The organism is Schaalia sp. ZJ405, from assembly GCF_011038885.2.
Taxonomy (GTDB): Bacteria; Actinomycetota; Actinomycetes; order Actinomycetales; family Actinomycetaceae; genus Pauljensenia.
This window is the reverse complement of the sequence record NZ_CP064952.1, coordinates 363,763-383,179: the sequence shown is the minus strand read 5'-3', so window position 1 is coordinate 383,179 and position 19,417 is coordinate 363,763. Positions and strand designations below refer to the sequence as shown.

17 protein-coding genes are annotated in these 19,417 nt (G+C 59.8%); 6 read left to right on the top strand and 11 right to left on the bottom strand.

What is annotated here, in order from left to right:
* Positions 1–5: 5 nt before the first annotated feature.
* The 3 genes from ndhC to G7Y41_RS01595 all read right to left on the bottom strand — a co-directional run bounded on the left by ndhC (position 6) and on the right by G7Y41_RS01595 (position 2,685).
* On the bottom strand, positions 6–365 hold the full coding sequence (gene ndhC / locus G7Y41_RS01605) for an NADH-quinone oxidoreductase subunit A (protein WP_165217433.1): 360 nt from the start codon (positions 363–365) through the stop codon (positions 6–8).
* A 73-nt stretch (positions 366–438) separates the two neighbouring features.
* A complete protein-coding gene (locus G7Y41_RS01600; protein WP_165316223.1) occupies positions 439–1,719 on the bottom strand; it encodes a geranylgeranyl reductase family protein in 1,281 nt (426 codons plus the stop codon).
* Positions 1,720–1,944: 225 nt separating this feature from the next.
* Positions 1,945–2,685 carry a class I SAM-dependent methyltransferase gene (locus G7Y41_RS01595; RefSeq protein ID WP_165316222.1) on the bottom strand — a complete coding sequence of 247 codons (741 nt, stop codon included), beginning with the start codon at positions 2,683–2,685 and terminating at the stop codon, positions 1,945–1,947.
* 55 nt (positions 2,686–2,740) lie between these two features.
* On the opposite strand from G7Y41_RS01595, the gene G7Y41_RS01590 reads away from it, so the two are divergent.
* On the top strand, positions 2,741–4,024 hold the full coding sequence (locus G7Y41_RS01590; protein ID WP_165316221.1) for an isochorismate synthase: 1,284 nt from the start codon (positions 2,741–2,743) through the stop codon (positions 4,022–4,024).
* A 157-nt stretch (positions 4,025–4,181) separates the two neighbouring features.
* On the opposite strand, the gene G7Y41_RS01585 is transcribed toward G7Y41_RS01590, so the two are convergent.
* The 3 genes from G7Y41_RS01585 to G7Y41_RS01575 form a co-directional block, all read right to left on the bottom strand.
* A complete protein-coding gene (locus G7Y41_RS01585) occupies positions 4,182–5,843 on the bottom strand; it encodes a S1C family serine protease (protein WP_231367337.1) in 1,662 nt (553 codons plus the stop codon).
* A 110-nt stretch (positions 5,844–5,953) separates the two neighbouring features.
* On the bottom strand, positions 5,954–7,831 hold the full coding sequence (gene menD / locus G7Y41_RS01580; RefSeq protein WP_165316220.1) for a 2-succinyl-5-enolpyruvyl-6-hydroxy-3-cyclohexene-1-carboxylic-acid synthase: 1,878 nt from the start codon (positions 7,829–7,831) through the stop codon (positions 5,954–5,956).
* Positions 7,831–8,919, bottom strand: a complete 1,089-nt coding sequence (locus tag G7Y41_RS01575; protein ID WP_165316219.1) for an o-succinylbenzoate synthase — start codon at positions 8,917–8,919, stop codon at positions 7,831–7,833. Before G7Y41_RS01575 ends, menD begins: the two co-directional genes overlap by 1 nt.
* 144 nt (positions 8,920–9,063) lie before the next feature.
* Between G7Y41_RS01575 and G7Y41_RS01570 the strand changes: the two genes are divergently transcribed.
* Positions 9,064–10,044 (top strand): 1,4-dihydroxy-2-naphthoyl-CoA synthase, encoded by a 981-nt coding sequence (locus G7Y41_RS01570; protein WP_165316218.1) that lies wholly within the window; start codon positions 9,064–9,066, stop codon positions 10,042–10,044.
* 79 nt (positions 10,045–10,123) lie between these two features.
* Here G7Y41_RS01570 and G7Y41_RS01565 read toward each other — a convergent pair whose 3' ends face one another.
* Complete coding sequence (locus tag G7Y41_RS01565) at positions 10,124–11,554, bottom strand: L,D-transpeptidase family protein (RefSeq protein WP_165316217.1); 1,431 nt, start codon at positions 11,552–11,554, stop codon at positions 10,124–10,126.
* Positions 11,555–11,894: 340 nt separating this feature from the next.
* Here G7Y41_RS01565 and G7Y41_RS01560 point away from each other — a divergent pair, with 340 nt between their 5' ends.
* On the top strand, positions 11,895–13,217 hold the full coding sequence (locus G7Y41_RS01560; protein ID WP_165316216.1) for an AMP-binding protein: 1,323 nt from the start codon (positions 11,895–11,897) through the stop codon (positions 13,215–13,217).
* Positions 13,214–14,152, top strand: coding sequence for a 1,4-dihydroxy-2-naphthoate polyprenyltransferase (locus G7Y41_RS01555; protein WP_165316215.1), 939 nt, complete (start codon positions 13,214–13,216; stop codon positions 14,150–14,152). The genes G7Y41_RS01560 and G7Y41_RS01555 overlap by 4 nt, the downstream gene beginning before the upstream one ends.
* A gap of 26 nt (positions 14,153–14,178) precedes the next feature.
* Here the strand turns inward: G7Y41_RS01555 and G7Y41_RS01550 are convergent, their stop codons facing one another.
* Positions 14,179–15,147 carry a nucleoside hydrolase gene (locus G7Y41_RS01550; protein ID WP_165316214.1) on the bottom strand — a complete coding sequence of 323 codons (969 nt, stop codon included), beginning with the start codon at positions 15,145–15,147 and terminating at the stop codon, positions 14,179–14,181.
* Positions 15,148–15,272: 125 nt separating this feature from the next.
* Here G7Y41_RS01550 and G7Y41_RS01545 point away from each other — a divergent pair, with 125 nt between their 5' ends.
* On the top strand, positions 15,273–16,184 hold the full coding sequence (locus G7Y41_RS01545) for a ribokinase (protein WP_165316213.1): 912 nt from the start codon (positions 15,273–15,275) through the stop codon (positions 16,182–16,184).
* Between the two features lie 76 nt (positions 16,185–16,260).
* Positions 16,261–16,701: a phospholipase gene (locus G7Y41_RS01540; protein ID WP_196819531.1), complete on the top strand. Its 441-nt coding sequence runs from the start codon at positions 16,261–16,263 to the stop codon at positions 16,699–16,701.
* A gap of 60 nt (positions 16,702–16,761) precedes the next feature.
* Here G7Y41_RS01540 and G7Y41_RS01535 read toward each other — a convergent pair whose 3' ends face one another.
* From G7Y41_RS01535 to G7Y41_RS01525, 3 genes are all read right to left on the bottom strand, one after another.
* Positions 16,762–17,430 (bottom strand): histidine phosphatase family protein, encoded by a 669-nt coding sequence (locus G7Y41_RS01535; protein WP_165316212.1) that lies wholly within the window; start codon positions 17,428–17,430, stop codon positions 16,762–16,764.
* Positions 17,406–17,708: an Ig-like domain-containing protein gene (locus G7Y41_RS01530; RefSeq protein ID WP_165316211.1), complete on the bottom strand. Its 303-nt coding sequence runs from the start codon at positions 17,706–17,708 to the stop codon at positions 17,406–17,408. The genes G7Y41_RS01535 and G7Y41_RS01530 overlap by 25 nt, the downstream gene beginning before the upstream one ends.
* A 373-nt stretch (positions 17,709–18,081) precedes the next feature.
* The gene (locus G7Y41_RS01525; protein ID WP_196819491.1) at positions 18,082–19,197 is read right to left on the bottom strand and encodes an IS1249 family transposase; all 1,116 of its coding nucleotides are present in this window, start codon (positions 19,195–19,197) and stop codon (positions 18,082–18,084) included.
* Positions 19,198–19,417 lie beyond the last annotated feature (220 nt).

Sequence of the window (19,417 nt, the reverse complement as noted above, 5' to 3'; positions counted from 1 at the left end):
GTCCGTCAGTAGTCCAGTCCACCGCGTCGCCACTCGTACGCATAGGGCACGGTGATGAGCGCAAGGAAGGTGAGCATGGCAATAAGTCCAAACAGGCCGAGCTCGTTGAAGCTCACGGCCCACGGGTACATGAACACCACTTCGATGTCGAAGATAATGAATGTCATGGCGACAAGGTAGTAGCGCACAGGGAAGCGACCGTCGTGCAGGTGCGCGCTGGCCGGTTCGATACCGCATTCGTAGTTATCGGCTTTAGTTTTCGATTTCTTCGTCGGTCCGAGGATCGCTGATGCGCCCAGGCCTCCAAACGCTACGACGAGGGCCGCCGCCGCCATGATCAGCAGCGGAACGTAGGGATTCGTCATTGTTCCTCCCAGGATCGATCGATGAAAATAATGGTTGTCTTTGGTGTGATTTTCGGCGAGGTCGTGCGCTGTGTCATGCGGCAGGCACCACCCGTGTTAACGCCGTAATCAGGCGATCATCAATGTCGCCGCCTGCCCGTTCATATCCGTCGGACAGAAGTTTATGAACCAGTTTCATCAGCCGCGGAATAGGTAGTCCCCGGTTGGTGCACAGCCGCATAATCTGCGGGTTTTCAATGAGACGCACGAAAACTCGACCGAGCTGATAGTAACCGCCGTATTCGGCTCGAAGCATTTCGGGGTATTCGCTCATCGCTCGGTCGCATCCGGCGCGGCTTGTGCGTGACAGTGCCTGTGCGATGCTCGCCGCAGCGAAACGTCCAGCTTTCATCGCGGGGGCGATTCCTTCGCCATTGAACGGGGAGACCATGCCTCCTGCGTCTCCAACGAGAACGAGGCCGCTGCTATAGGCGGGCGCGCGATTAAAACTCATCGGCAGCGCAGCAGATCGCAGTGGGCCCACTTGATTTTCGGGGGTGAATCCCCATTCACTCGGCAGACTTGCTGTCCACTGCCTGAAAACCTGTTTATAGGGAAGCGCGGTGGCGTCCGCACGAGACGACACGGAACCAAGTCCCACATTGACCAGGCCGTTACCCATTGGGAAGATCCAGCCGTATCCGGGCAGGAGATCTGATTCTCCGGGGGTTCCCGACCATAGTTCGAGGTGGGATTCCATCCATTCCTCGTTGCCGCGATCGGAACGGAAGTAGGCGCGTGCAGCTACTCCCATCGGACGATTCACGCGCTTGTGAAGTCCCACTCGGGTAGCAAGACGGGCAGCGACTCCGCCGGCATCAACGACGAGCTTTGCCCGAACGCTGATTTCCTGCGCGTCTTTTCCTCGTCCGATGCGTGCCGTTACTCCGCACACTCGTCCGGAGGAATCCTGGATGGGACCGGTGACGGTGACGTTTTCTTCCAGACGTGCGCCAGCGCGCACAGCTTGGGCGGCAAGCTCGGCATCAAGTTCGCCTCGCGCCCTGGTCAACCCGTATCCGGGCAGTGACTTCTGGTCGGGCCATTCGAGGTGAACGCGATGACCGCCGCCAATGACTGTGAGTCCTCGGTTCTTCATCCACCCGGAGGTGTCGATACCCATGTGGACGAGCTCATGAACCGCGGCCGGCGTGAGGCCGTCTCCGCAGATTTTGTCGCGCGGGAATGATGCTTTGTCGAGGAGGAGGACGTCGATTCCCAGTTGCGCCAGGTGGTAGGCGGTGGAGGATCCGCCGGGCCCTGCGCCAACGACGACAACGTCGGCAACGGCGTTGCCAGCCAGGTCATCGACCACAGGTTTCCTCCACTGATGATTGAACGCACAGTTGTGCGCATGTGTGCATTTCGGGGCGGTCTGCACGAACCGCGACCCAGTCGTTCACATTAGCCCCAAATTGCATGGCCCCTATGACACGCACGTTTCGCGGCGTAATTCCGCCATTTCACGATGAGCTGATGCTATCCCCTCATGGGAATTGCGCAAAATTGGGTTACCCTAATTAATCTTTCGTCTCCGTACTCAGAATTGATCTCGATCACCCTCACGCACGGGTTTTTCCGCCCGATGCAGCGCAACAATGCCCCCCGTGAGATTTCGATACTCGACATTTTCCCAGCCTGAACGCGCAATCATCCGTCCCACGCTCTCCTGATCGGGCCACTCTCGGATCGACTCAACGAGGTAGTCGTAGGCCACATCATTCGATGAGGCAATCCGCGCGACCATCGGAAGCACCGTTGCCGAATAGAACGAATAGAGCGCTCTAAACACACGATTCGGCGGGGTCGAAAACTCACACACAACCAGTCGACCGCCAGGACGCACCACCCGCGCCATCTCACGCAGAGCCTTCTCAGGGTCAGGGATATTGCGCAGCCCATAGGAGATCGTCACAATGTCGAAGCTGTCGGACTCGAACTCCATGTCCATCGCATTCGCCTGGATGAACTCAATATCGGGATGACGTGCGCGCCCGACCTCGATCATCCCCTCAGACAGATCACAGGCCGTCACGTGCGCTCCGGTGCGCGCAATCGCCGCAGATGACGCCCCCGTACCGGCAGCCACATCGAGGACACGATCCCCGGGTCCCGCCTGCGTTGCCTTGCGCAGAGCCACCATCCACAGGTGGTCCATTCCGCCGGTCATCAGGGCGTCCATCAGGTCGTACCTGTCGGCAACGCCGTCAAACATCTGGGCAATGTCACCAACGTTTTTACTCAGGTCTGCGCGGATGGCATCCGAATCAAGTTCGCTCATGGGTCTTATCTTCCCACGTCCACGACTGAGCGCGCCGCGCACTACGATGTCATCCATGCATCACTCGGTTTCCGCATCCTTCCCACTGGCAGTCCGGGTGGAGCGGATTCCGTCCTCGTCGCCGTTACGTTCCGTTCCCCTTGATGAGTTTCTCCTGCCGGGCGTGGAGTCTTGCGCGTGGTTCGGCCCGCGCCTGCGCGCCGTCGGTTTCGGCTCCGTCATCGGGGACGAGGACGAGCGCGCACTCACCCCCAACACACTGGGAATGCTGTGGCGCACCATCGTTGAGCTTGTTCGCTGTCCCTCGGATCCCCAGCCATCCGATCTTCAGTTCCCGCTGGCCTTTATTTCCGAGGGTTTTCACTCACGCACTCCCTCAGCGGTTGTGATCCCTCGCACGTTGATCGTTGACGTGGAGGATGAGCGTTGGGTGGCAACCACTGCTCGCACGCGCGCCCTCGACGAGGTTGACGATCCCCTCGAAGCCGCGCGACACCTGCATGATGAGGCGACGAGCACCGCAATTCCCCTGCCTGAGCCCACGGAACTGTCGATGCTTCCGGGGCGGATGACGCAGGACGAGTGGAGACGCTCGGTGACGCACATTATCGACAAGCTCAACGAGGGCGCAGCCTCGAAGGTTGTCATGGCGCGTGACTTATCAATTAGGGCCACCACGCCGCTCAGTGTCCGTGAAATCGTGTCGGCGCTTGGCCGACATTTCCCAACGACGTGGCGTTTTTCGGTCGCCGGGCTCGTTGGAGCCACTCCGGAGATGCTCGCATCGGCATCGAACGGGCGTTTCCGCTCACGGATCCTCGCTGGAACCGCTCCGGCCGGACGCGGTGAGGACCTGATGAACTCCGATAAGAATCGACGCGAACATCGTCTCGCCGTGCGTTCCGTCACAGATGCGCTCGACGACGCCGGAATCCCCCGCGAGGAAGCGGCTGGCCCTTTCATTCTTGACTTACCGAATGTCGCCCACCTGGCCAGTGATATCGAGGGATCTCTCGACGGGCGAACTGTCCTCGACGTTGTTCACCACATTCATCCCACAGCTGCGGTCTGTGGAACCCCACGGGCACGTGCCCTTGCTTTGCTTGACGAATGTGAACGCACCGAGCGGGGACGCTACTCCGGTCCCGTCGGCTGGATGGATCACAGCGGGGAAGGCGAAATCGCTTTGGCACTGCGGTGCGGGCAGCTCAGCGACGATGCTCTCACTCTCCGGGTCTTCGCAGGGTGCGGCATCATGCCCGACTCTGATCCGCGGTCTGAGTTGGCCGAAACCCGAGCAAAAATGGCTCCGCTCCTGACGGTCCTTGGAGTGGAATAGGGCGCGCGCTCGTCCTCGTCCCCCGCGCGGCTTCCCGCCGAAGAATCCGGCTATCGCGGCTCTTCTGCCATCACGTCGCCCCCAATGCAGCAGCCCGCCGGCTATTTCCCTGGGGAACCACCGACGGGCTAACTGACCATGCCTGACGTGGAGGAAGCTACCTCGACTGGGATTGAAGCGTTGTCTTAATGTCCTCGACCTTGCCGTCACGGACAACCGACACGCTCACCTCGTCTCCACCTTTGTAGCGGCGAATGTAGCCGGTGAGCTGCTTAGCTGACGACACCTCGGAACCGTTGACGGCAACGATGACATCGCCCTCGCGAATTCCTGCCGCAGCCGCTGCGCCGCCGGGACTCACCTGGGCAACTTTCGCACCGGCTTTCGTTGCCCCGTCAACGTCGACTTCACCGGTGGTAATTGACACCCCAAGAACCGCGTGGTCGGCTGTACCATTGGCGATGAGCTGGTCAGCAACGGAAGTGACGAGGTCGGCGGGGATCGCGAAGCCCAAGCCGATAGATCCAGCCTCCGACGACGTTGACGACATCGACGCGATCGACGAGTTAATGCCAATGACCGCACCGTTTGCGTTGAACAGCGGCCCACCGGAGTTTCCGGGGTTGATCGACGCATCCACTTGGATCGCGTTCGTGATGACTGACTCCGATCCCGCTTGCTGTTGGCCGCGCAGGTTCGGCAGCTGGTTAAACGGGTCGAGAGGGTTGGGTTCCTGCGGTTCCCGTTCTTCTCGGGCCGACACTTCAACCGGACGATTCAGCGCCGAAACAATCCCCGTCGTCACCGTGTTCGACAACCCGAGGGGGGCGCCGATGGCCATGACTTGCTGGCCGACCGCCAAGTCCTTCGATGAACCGAAAGAGGCGACCGTCAGATCCGAGGGGGCGTTGACGAGTTTGATGACGGCGAGATCGGTTGTCTGGTCGTATCCCACGATCTCCGCGTCGTAGATTCGCCCATCGGCGAGCGTGACGGACAGGCCGCCCTTGGATCCGATCGCTTTGGAGATCACGTGATAGTTCGTGACGATGTCACCCTTGGCGTCGTAGATCACTCCCGAGCCAACGCCCGAGGCGTTTTGCCCCACAACGGAGATCGTCACGACCGCCGGTGAGACAGCTTTGGCAACGGCCTGCCAGTTCGCGCTTTCCCCCGACGTCGGCACCTTCGGCACGGTCTGCGTGGTCGAGGAGGTGGACGAGGACGAGTGCGCTGTTGATCCCGACGATTCTGCATGAGAGAACAGGCCGAGTGCTCCGCCAATTCCCCAGAAACCGCCGGCGGTGACAAGGGCGGTGACAACCATCGCGACGATAAGTGCTCCCCATCCCGGTCCCTTCGAGCGGGCACGACCCCGTGAGGTGTTCGTCGTCATCATCGGTTGTGGCGCTTGAGGCGTTTGTGGCGCAATAGGCGGTTGAGGTGCGGTCATCGACGTCGGCGTTTGCCTGCCCGTCGGAGCCGCAAAGGGATTGCTGGGGCGTGTCGGCTGCTCATCAGGGGTGGGATGCGACATTTCCTCACCGGCATGCGGTCCCGGGTATCCCTGGATACGTGTGCTGGCAACCGGTGGAGGGAATTCCGACGGAGCATTGGACGAGGACGATGCTGCGGCCCCACCAAACTGAGGCTCGCCGGATGCGCCCGGAGTTTCGGTGACGGGCGGCATCCCTGCGTCGGACTGAGGGCTCCACGCGGAGCCCTGCGATTCCATGTTTCCAGGAGTCGTTTGTGGCTCCGCTTCGGGGGCGTCCTGTACGTCGCGTCCCTCGCGGGGATCAAATGTTTCGTCGCTCATATTTCCTTCTTGGTCATGTCACCAGTGGTGCTGCGTTCAGGAAACAGTGTGCACGTATTTCTTCCCCGAACACTGACAGTTATCTGGAAGTTTCCTGGAATAGACGGAGTTCACCTTTGGGGTCGCGACGCAGCGCGCAGATCCACGTAGTCATCCACGCCCGTCCGAATCGGAACATGAAGAATCCTCATCCCCGCAGCCTCGGTGCGCGTTGACAGGAACGCCGCACAGTCATCAAGGCAAGTCCCGCGGTGATATTCAACTCCGTACGCCCGTGCAAGCGAGGAGAGATCCACCGACTGAGGCGTTGCAAACCACCGGCGGCAGACATCGGAATACTCTGCTTTGCCATGCTCAAGGGTGGCGAAAATTCCACCCCCTCGGTCATCAGCAACGATGATGTCGAGCGCGGGCGTAAGTTCGTGCTCTCCCTGGGCCAAGGCTGAGGCGTCGTGAAGAAAGGTCAGGTCACCAACGAGGACGGTCGTGGCCTTCGCTTGGGCCAGTGCCACTCCGCTCGCGGTTGCCAGCGTCCCGTCAATTCCGGCGGCGCCGCGGTTCGCCACGACAATTCCTTCCCGCCTACACCGGGCAACGAGATCAACCGCGCGAATCGTATTTGATGCCCCCAAGATCAGCGGACCCTGAGTCGACTCCCAGACGAGACGGGCAAGACGCATCAGTGTGGGAACTTGAGGTTCACCGCGTCCAAGGATTTCATCGATCCGAGTCTGCGTTGTCTGTGCGCGCGCACGCAGTTCGGCAAGCCACTGAGTGTGTCCGTCGTCAGGTGTTGTGGAGACATCATCGCAGACGTTCATGCGGGGCACGTCGGCCTCGTCCTCGTCCCCGGAATGTTCCCTGGGAGAAAGTGCGGCAACAACGCAGGATGCCGTACCGGAAACATCTGGCCACTGCCCACTTTCGCCAACAACGACGACGCGCACGTCGGCACGTGCGAGGAGAGCGGATACGGGGCGAGACAGGGTTGGTCTCCCCGTGACGATGACCTGCTGGATACACGATGCCACGTCCGGATCGCTCAGGAGCGACTGCTGGAAGGGAATATGGTGGGCAGTTCCAACGAGGCCGCTTGTTGGTTCAGCAAAAATCGGGATCTGAGCCATCTGCGCCCACTCGCGAGCTTGGGGTGAGGCACCGTCTCCGGCGAGGATCACCGTGCGTAAATCCGGCTCAACGACCTCGTCCCAGGCCGTTGGGCGTATGGGAGATGCGAGGACGCGCACCCTGGCAGCCGGAGGCGTCGATGGGGACAAGTCGGCGCGGACTCTCAGAGCGTGAAGATCAGCTGGAACCAGGGGCGTGTCGAGACACACGTTGAGGTGAACGGGTCCGGGAACACCGCGGGGAAGACCTCGCGCTTGGGCGACGAGACGCTCCACCCGGGCTCCAACCGCATCACACCCCGCCTCGGTTGAGTGCAGCTCACGTTCAGACACCACGTGAGGTCCGAAAATTCCGCGCTGCGTTGTTGTCTGCGAGGCTCCGACACCGTGGAGAAGATTCGGGCGGTCGGCGCTGACGATGATCAGAGGAATGTGGGAGTGGTAGGCCTCGACAACACCGGCGTGAAGCTCAGCGACCGCAGTGCCGCTCGTTGTCACGATCGCCACCGGAGCCAGTCCGAACTCATCGTCTGAACCGCGGCTCAGCCCCAGAGCAAGAAACGCCGCGGAACGTTCGTCAAGACGCACGTGGGTGCGAACCGTGTTCGCGCGCTGCGCCGCGTAGAGAACATAGGCGAAGGGAGCGCAGCGGGATCCGGGGCAGTAGACGATATCGCGTACTCCGGAGGCGGTGAGAGCAGCGACGATGTCCCATGCGAGAGTGATCGACGGATACTCCTGAATCTCGTGAGCTCGCTGGTCTGCGTGATCCCCGCCGGGCGTTTGTTGCCCCAAACCCTCCTGAGAAGAAGCGTCGTGACCAGGCTGCGGGCGGTCGTGTGTCAGAAAATGATCACCCATCAATGTGCCCTCTCCGCACCTGGGAACGGACATGAAAGAGCATCCACCATGTCCCTCAAGCGCCGTTGCCACCGTTCAACGAGACGCTCATCCACCGGCTCATCGGAAATGAAGCGCTCATCCAGCGTCCCCGCTCGAACCTCAATGCGCCCATTGCGAGGAAGAAGAGGCTCACAAGCATCCCCTTGAAGCAACTGAGCGGTTGCCAGTCCGCAGGCGCGCTCACCCCCTGGGAGAGCCGCAGCAGCCCGAACACCGGCAGATAAACCAATTGACGTTTCAAGAGCCGAAGAAATGACGACGTCAAGACCCGTGTCGGCTCCGATATTCAATGCCCGTTCAACCCCACCCAAGGGAGCAACTTTAACGATCGCGATGTCCGCGGCCTCGGCTCGGGCAACCGCCAGTGGATCATGCGCACGACGAATTGACTCATCCGCCGCAATCGGAACATCAACGCGGCGTCGAACAGCGGCGAGGTCCTCAACCGTCGCACACGGCTGTTCAACGTATTCCAACCCCCCAACCGCAGACGCTGCGCGGTCAAGCACTCGGATCGCGTCAACGGCGTCGTCGCGATTCCACGCGCCGTTAGCGTCCACGCGGATTCGTCCTCGTCCCCCGGTACTGCGCGCGAGCGCATCGGCCACGGCTTCAACCCGCGACGCATCCTCAGCGAGGGAGACTCCCGGGTCAGCCACTTTGACTTTCGCCGTCTGGCAGCCACCGGATTCGCAAACCCGGCGCTGTGCGTCCTCGTTCCCCACAACTGGGATCGTGACATTGACGGCAACGGAAGATCGCACGACCGCAACGGCTGGGCGTGTTGCCTGGATGTATGCACTCCGCAGCCACAGCGATGATTCCGCGGCGTCATAGTCCCAAAATGGCGCCGCTTCACCCCATCCGGCTTCCCCGAGAAGAAAGAGTCCGTCACGGCTAGTCACGCGGCGAAAACGCGCTGTCATATCCACCGAGTACACGCACACGCGCTCGATTCCATCAAGGAATGCGCGGACCGTCGGTGGGAGGGTGTTGATCGGCAGTTCCGTCACCCGGAGATTCCGAGATAGAGGGGACATCGTCATGGCAGATAGCCTAGCCTCATCGCAGGGTATTCCTTCGGAATCGAGGACGATGCGGCCTCGCACGCCCTGTGGGGCGTCCACACGACGTTGGCGCCCGCGCTCGCGAAGCAACCGCTGAGGCTGCAACCCCGTAGGCTAGGGCACATGAGTGTATTGCCTTTTGTTTCCGACACCTTTGATGCGGCTCGGTGGCGCGAGGTCCACGGATTCGACTTGACCGACATCACCTATCACCGGGGAATCTCCCGCGGAATTGACCTCGACAGCGCGCCCGAAGGATCTGACCTTCCTGTCGTGCGCATTGCTTTTGACCGGCCGGACATCCGCAATGCTTTCCGCCCTCATACCGTCGATGAGCTCTACCGTTGCCTCGATCATGCCAGGCTGACAAATGATGTCGCCGCCGTGATTCTCACCGGAAATGGCCCCTCTCCACGAGACGGAGGGTATTCCTTCTGCTCGGGAGGGGACCAGCGTGTACGAGGTAGCGACGGCTATCGCTACGAGGTTGACGAGGCCGACGACTCACGTCCCACCGCCGAGCGACGGGAACAGATCGACCCTGCGCGCGCAGGTCGCCTGCATATCCTTGAAGTTCAGCGACTGATCCGCACCATGCCGAAAGTGGTCATCGCTGCGGTTCCCGGGTGGGCGGCAGGTGGAGGACATTCCCTCAACGTCGTCGCTGACCTGTCCGTTGCATCCATTGAGCACGCCGCATTCATGCAGACCGATGCCAATGTTGGGTCTTTCGATGCCGGATACGGTTCAGCATTGCTGGCCCGCCAAGCGGGCGACAAACGGGCACGTGAAATTTTCTTCCTTGCTCAGCGTTACGACGCAGTGACCGCCCAGCAGTGGGGGGTAATCAATCGGGCTGTGCCGCACGCCGAACTAGAAAACACCGCTCTCGAATGGGCATCCATCGTTGCGTCGAAGTCTCCTCAGGCAATACGCATGCTCAAGTTCGCGTTTAACTTGGCCGACGACGGGATGGCCGGGCAGCAGGTGTTCGCCGGGGAGGCAACGCGGCTTGCGTATATGACCGAGGAAGCCCAGGAAGGACGGGATGCTTTCCTTGAGCACCGCCGTCCCGACTGGACGAAGTTCCCCTATTACGCGTAGGTGGTGTGCCCTGCGGGCCCCGCGGGCGCGTGATCAGTGCGTGATCTGTGCGTGCCCCGCGGGCGCTGCGGGCGCGTGATCAGTGATGGGTGACGACCGCCGTTCCCATGTCGCTCCAGCCCCACATCCAACGCGCCTCGTCCACCGGCAAGTTAATGCACCCCGATGACGAATAATCTGAGCCAATTCCAAAGGCATCCGCCCAGGGGGCACCGTGCATCGCATAGGATCCCGTGAAGTAGGTGACCCACGGAACGTCGCGGACACAGTAGGGCCACTCAGGGCTACACCCCATGTCCTGTTTCTGATACTTCAGGTAAACATGGAAAGTTCCAACAACGGTTTCGCGTCCCGGTCCCCCGTGATTCATCGGCACCGGCCCCCGCACAACGTTGTACCCCTCGTAGGCCGTCAGCGTTGACGCTGCCAGGTTAATGTCCACCCATTTTTCGCCTGCCGCTGCCGGATACACGTAGTTTTGGTAACCGGCAAGGACTGGGCGAGCCGCATACGTGGGCGCTACCTCGTCATAGGCGAACTCACCTGAGTATGCTTTCCGGTCTGTCAGGCTCGACACGATGGCATCTGTGACGGCACTGGCGTTGTTCACGGAGAAACCCTTCTTCCCCGGCATCGCCTCAACGAGCACATTTCCCGCGGAGTCAACGTTATTGACGCCTTCCGTGGGCGCAACATTCGCTTCCTTTACCGCTTTTTCAACCCACTCATTGACCTTGTCACGGTCAAGTTTTGGAGATGAGAGCTTCCCGTTCTTCGTCTCAAAAGTCACCCATTGCGCTTTCGTGGGAACATCCGGCGAATAGCGATCCACCGTGTCGGACACAGTGACATCAAGTTGCACAAGAGCGTTAGCTTCCTCAGCGACCTTCGCGGCGGCCTCCGTTGTCACTTTCGGACCGACCTCGATTGCGCGAAGTGTCAGAGACGAGGACGAGAGCCCCTTCGCCGCTTCCGACACCGCTGATTCCACAGCCTTCGTGTCAATCGTCATCCCGTTTTCCGCTGTGGATCCGGAGAAAACTCCGCTCGCAGGATCGGCGGTGACCGTCGCATCGACAGGTGCAGGACCGGCTGTACGCGCCAGTTCGGTGAGGACTTTCTGCGACACCTTCGCGTCCACCGAGTACACGGCGTCAACTGAGTGGCCTCCAAACAGCGCGTAGAAACGGTCAAGAATTGAATCGTTCATCGCCAGGACCTTGTCCGCCGTTGCCTGTGAATCAACGGTGACACCCAGATCAGACAGCGAGTACTTCTTCTGAGTTCCTGTGATATCGACGGTGAGCTTTGCCGATTGCGATTGCTTGGACACGGCAGCAACAATGTCATCACGGCTCATACCGGCAACGGAGGTCTCCCCAACGAGCGTTCCGGGGAGTGCACGATCACCGTAATATGTCGCGTATGCGGCTCCGCCACCGATGGTAGCGAGGACGACCGCGCCGGTGATCGACGCTGTGAGAATGATGGTGCGACGCGATAAACCCATACCAAAATTCTAAAACGTCATTCCCCAATACCTGCCAACCATTTCGCCACGTGCAACCGATATCACTTATACATATCACGTGTTGAGATCACATCGTCGGCCTCGACAGCATCACCCGTACTCTGACCACATCATCTCCCACTGGTTTCCGCTACTTTTCAAGGATGCATCTTTCACTTTTCTCTCAATCCTGACCATGCGACACCGTCCATTGGACCTCAGCGCTCATTCTGGTTACATTCAGACGGATGCCAGTGGTGAGATCATGCGCCGGCACTGAGCCTTAGCGCTGGTCACTATCGGCCAGCGACGCATTGTTGTTCCATCGAGGAGGTCCCAGATGTCAACGCCCCGAGTTCTTGTTGTGCCCGGGGGTACATCCATCGGCGCGGTCGCTCTGGCGAATGCGTCCATCCATAAGCTCGTGGAACTCCACGAGGAACGTCAGCGCGATCCCCACCATCCAGCTCCGCGCACGATCGTCGCGATCCGCCCACCCGCTCAGGTTCCAGCCGCCACGCTACGCGGCTCAGCTGTGTCACTCGACGAGGCCTTCCCCGCCGACCGCTACCCCTACCTTGCTCAACGCCTTGAGGATCCGTCCTTTCTTGACGGCGTTGACCTGGTTCTGCCCACTTCCGGGTCAACCACCGGTCAGCCACGTCTCGTCGGTTTATCCATCGACAGCCTCATCGCGGCACATCACGCAACGAATGCTGTGCTCGACGGCCCTGGCCGGTGGATTCTCGCTCTTCCAACTCACCACGTTGCCGGGGCTATGGTTCTCCTGCGGTGTGCTCTTTCAGCAACGAATCCTCTGGTCATTGACACAATGAACGGTTTCCATCCGGAGCATCTGCTTCCCGCGATTCGGACAATCACCGAGGACCCGTCCACCCCCGGTTATCTCTCACTAGTTCCCACTCAGCTTGAGGTGTGTCTCAATTCTGGGGACGAGGTCGTCTCCGCGCTCGCTTCTCTCAATGCGATTCTCGTTGGGGGCGCGGCCTCGGATCCCTCGCTCCTGGATCGAGCACGCGAGGCGGGGCTCGCCATTCACACTACTTACGGCATGACGGAAACCTGCGGGGGCTGCGTGTACAACGGCTTCCCTCTGCCGGGAACAATCATTCGCTCAGTTGACCACGAAGGCTCAGATCGCCTGGCGATTGCCGGACCGCAGCTTCTGACGAAATACCTTGACGGCGACACACCATTCTTCGAGGAAGCCGGGAAAACCTGGTTACTCAGCGCTGATTTGGGAACAATTCATGCCTCGGGGCAGGTGACGATCCACGGACGCGTTGACGACATCATCACCTCCGGCGGGCTCTCTATTCATCCCGAACCGATCCGCGCGGCAATCGCTCCGATGGACGAGGTCAGCGACGTCCACATCATCGGCCTTCCCGATAAGCGCTGGGGTGAAGTCGTCACCGCCCTCGTTGTCCCGAGCTATTTCCCCGAAACCGAGGAACAGATGGCGCAGCTGGGGCACGCTATCCGCGATTTCGCCGGGTCAAGGGTCGGACGTGTCCAGGCCCCCCGACGTGTCCTGCTCTTCGATGAGTTGCCCGTCCTCGACAGTGGGAAACTTGACCGAAACGCAGCCAAGCGTGCGGCAGAAGACTTTCAGAATCCGATGCGTGAGTGGCGCCGATGAGTACCGTTCATTCACAGCGGATCGAGGGCGACGCTCACCGCTCAGCACGCCTATCCGATTGGGTGGAAGGCGCTCGTCTGCGCACACTTCCGGCGGCGTGCGCCCCCGTCCTCGTGGGTACGGCAGCGGCCTACCATCTGGGCGAATGGCACGCCGAGCGCGCCATTCTTGCTCTGATCGTTGCTCTGCTTTTGCAAATCGGCGTGAATTATTCTAACGACTATTCAGACGGCATCCGAGGAACGGACGAGTTTCGGCAGGGACCACCTCGCCTCACCGGCGGCGGCTTAGCTTCCCCCCGCACTGTCTTAGGAGCTGCCCTCGGATGCTTCGGAGTCGCAGGCCTTGCAGGATTGGTTTTGCTGGCGCTGTCACACCAGTGGTTTCTCATCATTTTCGGCCTCGTCGCGGTGATCGCTGCGTGGTTCTACACCGGGGGACGCCACCCTTACGGCTACATGGGGGTCGGCCTGTCCGAGCTCATGGTCTTCGTGTTCTTCGGCCTTTTTGCCACGGTAGGAACAACATGGACCCAGACTCCGCATGCTCCAGGGTGGTTGTGGGCTTTGGCTTCTGGCTTGGGTTTACTCTCAGTTGCTCTCCTCATGGTCAACAACATCCGCGACATCCCCACCGACCGGGAATCCGGGAAGAAAACGCTCGCTGTTCGCCTGGGTGACACGTGGTCACGCTGGCTTTATGGACTGTGCGTCGTCTTCCCGGTTGCCGTGCTTGTTGTGGTTGCTCTCCTTCGTCAATCACCGCTGATCGTGGTGATCTGCACTGGCCTTGGCGCTCTTTTCGGCTCTGTCCTCGCCATTCGTCCCGTTGTTCAGGGCGCAACCGGGCGCGACCTCATTCCTGTGCTCCGAAACACCGGGCTCTTCACGCTTGCCTGGGGGATTCTTGCCGCCTTTGTCCTGATTATTGCCTGATTTTCGAGGCCGCAGCCGATGCTGGTTCACCGTGAAGCAACAAGCGAGCCGACGCGGTTCATGAATTCGGCGAGGAAGCGGTCAGCATCAACGGTCAACGCAACTTTCGCTGTTTTCACCGGGGAATTCAGACGCGAAGGGTCACCGATGGTTCGGCCACGAGTGGGTTCATCACAGTCGACACGAAGGTTCATTGCGTGCGTTCCCACGAGGGAGGGATCAAGGGCAACAGCAACGGCGAGCGGGTCGTGCAGGCCGCAGCCACCCAGGTCGGGCGCAGTCGTGTCATATGCGGTGATGTAGTAGTCCGTCATCTCTGCACAGAAGGTGGACGCACGTGTCCCCATGTCGCGCCACTGCTGCGTTTCGTGACGCGTCAGCAGAGTTTGGAGGGTGACATCTAAACCGATGACGGTCGTGTGGAGTCCGCAACGGAACACGAGGTCTGCGGCTTCGGGGTCCTGACTGATGTTGGCTTCGGCGTAGGCGTTGACATTGCCAGCCACCGACACCGCCCCACCCATGAGGACAACGGTGAGACGGTCGACAATACTCGGGTCCTTGTCGATGGCAGCTGCAACATTTGTCAGCGGACCGGTTGGGACGTACACGAGGTCGTCAATGTTTTTTGAGGCTTCAATAATGAAATCAACGGCCGACTGTTCAGATGCGGTGCGCTTCGAGGCCGGGAGATCAACGTTGCCTAGCCCATTGCGTCCGTGGATGAACGCAGAAATCTCGGAAACCTCAAAAGCGTCGCTGGCTCGGGCGTGCGTCAGGCCGCGGAAAACGGGAACATCGCTGGCCCCCAGCAGGTCAAGAACTGCCAGCGAATTGGCAACGGATTGGTCGGTGCGAACGTTACCGTAGGTTGTCGTGATGCCAATGAGGCGGGCGTCGGCGCTGCCGAGGGCGTAGGCGATCGCTAACGCGTCGTCAATGCCGGTATCGAGGTCGAGGATCAGTGACGTTGGGGCGGTGGAGGGTGAGTTCATAACAGTTGAGCCTAGTCGCGTGTTGTGACCTCAGTTGATGATTTCGCCTTGACGATGTGCCGTGGCACGTGTGACAGTGTGTCACAGGTATGCAAACGATTCCACAACAGTCACAGGAGCCTGAGATGGGACGCGTCATCATCGTCGGATCAATCAACCAAGACATCACCGTCAACGTCCACCGTTTCCCCGAGCCCGGGGAAACGCTGTCTGGGAAATCAGTCCACTATCGCCTCGGAGGCAAAGGCTCCAATCAGTCGGCAGCAGCAGCTCACGGAGGCGTAGAAACACACTTCATTGGCCGCGTCGGTAACGACCCGAACGGTCCATCTCTTCGAGATGAACTGGCCTCTCACGGCGTCGACGTTTCCGCGCTCCTCATCGATTCGACCACAACAACCGGGATCGCCTTCATCAACGTCGCAGATTCGGGTGAAAACACGATCATTCTCGACGCGGGGGCAAATTGGAAGATCACGTCACAGCAAGCCCGCGACGCCGTCGACCTGACCGACCAGGACATCGTTGTTCTCCAGGGCGAAATCCCCCCAACCGTCAATGAGGAAATCATCGCGTGGGCACACGAATCGGATGCCCGTGTCGTCCTCAACCTCGCACCCGTGTACGACATTGCTCCGCAGGTGCTGTCTACCGTCGACGTCCTCGTTGTTAACGAGTCCGAAGCCGGCCTCGTCCTCGGCACACCCGCTCCTCGCGACCGCGACTCAGCTGTCACCGCAGCCCGGGAACTTGTTGATCTCGGCATCACTCACGCGCTCATCACCCTGGGGAAGAACGGGTCAGTGTGGGCCGGGCCCGAAGGAGCTGAACTTGTTGACGCGCTCGACTTCGGCCCCGTTGTTGACACAACGGGAGCGGGAGACGCAAGCGTCGGGGTCCTCGCTGCGGCGTTAGCAAAAGGTCACGACTTCCCCACTGCGGTGCGTGAGGGCATGCGTGCGGGGTCGACTGCGGTACTCTCAGCAGGAGCCGCCGCTTCGTATCGTGCGATTACACCGGTTCCCGACGTAAAGTAGGTGGAACCTGCGGTAACACGAAAGGATCCAGAGCTTCGTCGTGCTGAGAATTCTCATTCCCATTGTCTGGTTTGTCGTGACTGTATACGCGATCACCGACTGGTATCGCACTCCTGACGACGAAGCCCCCGCCCGGATCCCGAAGATGATGTGGCTGTTCATCATCATTTTGACGATCCCGAGCTTTTCGATCGGCGCGATCGCGTGGGTCGTCATTCGATGGATCAGTCAAGCGGAGAAACAGCAGGGGCGCGGGCCCTCAGGTTTCCCCTGGGGTCCGAAGAATCATGAGCCCCCTTCGGCTCCAACGGCACCCGATGATGACCCGGAGTTTCTTTTCCGCTTGGAACGCGACATCCAACGTCGCCGCCGCGAGGAAGAACGCCAGCGCAATGAGCGTGCGTCGGGCAGCGCGTCCTCGTCCCCCGACCACGAGGGCTCGCCCGACGACTCCCCCTCATCTACCGATATGCCCGGCAACGAGGACGAACTCCCAGGTGACACACCTGAGGACTAGGGGCCAGCACGCACGTAAAGGCGCGCTGCCCTCAGGCACTTAAAGTCCGTGAACGCCTGCTTACCGTCGAAGCTGTGCCTGTGAGTCGCCGGGGGTCATGTCTTTCGCCTGTGCAACCAGGTCAGCCGCAGGTTCAACGTAGGAAATGTCCACGAGCGTTGCCCCGTCGAATGTGAAGGATGTCAGTGATGCCAGGGCGCAGTGACGTGACATCGGCGAATGGGCCAGTGGTTGACGCTGGGCAAAACGCGTGAGGGTCGTAATGGGGTTCTGGTGGGACACAACGAGGGCTTCGTGTCCGCGGGCGTGCCGCAGAGCCGCCGAGAGCGCTGCCTTCATGCGGGAAGCAATGTCCGCGTAGGGTTCACCCCAGGAGGGTTCCATCGGGTTGCGGTAGTACTTCCACGCTGATGGGCGCAGTAGGACCGATCGGTCGGAGTTCACGGGCAGTCCCTCGAAAACGTTGCTTGCTTCGATGAGTCGAGGGTCGGTCGCAATGGTCAGGTCGTAGGCGGCAGCCGTCGGTGCGGCGGTCAGCTGCGCGCGCAGGAGCGGCGAGGCCACAACGTATGTGATGTCGGCCCCCTGAGCCGTGAAATAGTCAGCGACTCGCTGAGCCATCTGATGTCCACGCTCAGTTAACGCGTATCCGGGGAGTCGTCCGTAGAGAATACCGTCGGGGTTGTCCACTTCTCCGTGGCGCATCACATGAATAGTTGTTGTCTCCATGAGGTTAAGTGTTCCATGATGAGCCGATATTGGCGACGCGTGGGGGAGGTCCAGGTCAGTGAGGAGTCCAGGGCGTCGGCGGGGGTCACGCTTGCACTCAGTTGCGTGGAGTCTCCAACGATGACTGTTGACGCCCCGGAAATGGTGACCGCGCTGGCAAGTGTCAGGGCCTGCGCGCCTTTGTAGATTTCAAGATCGTCGATCGCGCCATTCCATGTGACATCTGCGGCGTAGAGGGACTTGCCGATGTAGGTGAGGTATCCACCCAGATCAGACATCCTGATTCCCGTATTTCCCGGTGAAGTCCCAGCTGGCAACCAGGTTTGGCTCTGCGCTACCCGCCTGGGTCGCCGCATCATCACCGCGCAAACAGCCTTCGTCAACGCGATCGCATAGCAGGTCCACCCAGGTGTTAACGTAAACATTAGGACCTTTTCAGAGCCCGCGAAGGACATTGATGTTCACGTTAACACTGTAGGTATCTTTTGATCCTCAAGTATCCACAGAGCTTTTGGCATGCTTCCAACAGTTCTCCAGCTCACAAGACATCAGATAACAATTCGATAACAATCTCCTCTATGGGGAACCTCTGTTCAGGGTTAGCGGACAAAATGTGTTGGTAGTTTAGGTTTCAATTGTTGTGTTGGGGCTTTAGTCCCATCGATTTGTGTATGGGGTGGTGTGGTGGATTTCTGCCCAGACGATTGCGTCGCCCCATTGGGGGATTGATGTGGCGGTTTGGTGGTGTTGGGTGGCGTGGTGGTAGGTGTTTTCGATGTCGCTGTCAGTGGGGAAGGTTTTGAGGAGTTGTGCTGGTGGTAGCGGGTTTGGGCTGTGCATGTAGCACCACCAGAAGATCGCTTTGATGCGTCGGGTTAGGCTCATGCCTCTGTGATCGCGCAGCATTTGGCGTAGGGGTGCGTTGATGGCTCCTTCGATGCGGTTATTGGTTGATGGCATGGTGATGTCCCATTCGTCGTCAAGGAAGGTGAATAAGCGTTTGTCTGCGAGGATTTTGTTGGTGGAGTTTCGGGCTTTAACCAGGCGCGCATGGGTGTATTCGAGGGTTCCATTGGGGGTTGCGGTGCGTTGGGCAAGGAATGCCTCCCAGCGGCGAAGCCAGTCCATGTAGTCGCGGATCCATTGGCGTGCCGATTGGGGTGTTTTAGCTTTCAACAGCGCTAGGGCGAGCTGGCGAAGCTCTTGAGAGGCTGGTAGGCGTGGATGGCGTGTGGTGGCTGTGGTCAGGTTCATGAATACATGAAAGACACATCGTTGGACACTAGTGTCGGGCCAATGTTGGCGGCGAGCTTTCTCAAAACCACCACTGCCGTCAGTGACAACCACATCGGGTGGGGCGATGCGGCTCATAAGCGCACCCCACGCCCTGGAGTTCTCACTACGAGCCACATACCAGCCCAGCACGTGTTCGTTGGTGCAGGCAATCAACACGACCGCTTGACGGCCCAAATGCAGGCCATCAACGAAGACGACTGGGTGGACTTCGTCAACGACGGGACAAAAAGGCCATAACTGCCACAAGCGTTCGTTCTTACGCCTAAACGTTCGTCCCGCCCCTGGCATGTTCTTTTGAAGTTCACCCGATGTCAGCCACTTCAAAAACCGCTCAAGAAGCTTCGCGGTGTTATCAATGCGCCCCACCCGTGACACGCCGCACGCGCGACACCTCCACCGTTGAGTTCCACGAGACGTGTACCCATACCGCGTCATCACAAGACCACAAACTTCACATCGAGGAATATTCATTCCTCAACGATCAGAAAAAACAACTTCAACGCCAACTATTCACTGCAACCACAACCAAAACACACCCACCGACCAACACAAAATGTCCGCGACGCAAGTTGGAAACCACCAACTTCAACACCGACTTTCCCCCGCCATACCAACGAAAAACAACCCAAAAACCAACACGAAAAGTCCGCTAACCCTCTGTTCACGCGCCGGCGATTCACCACAGGGCAGG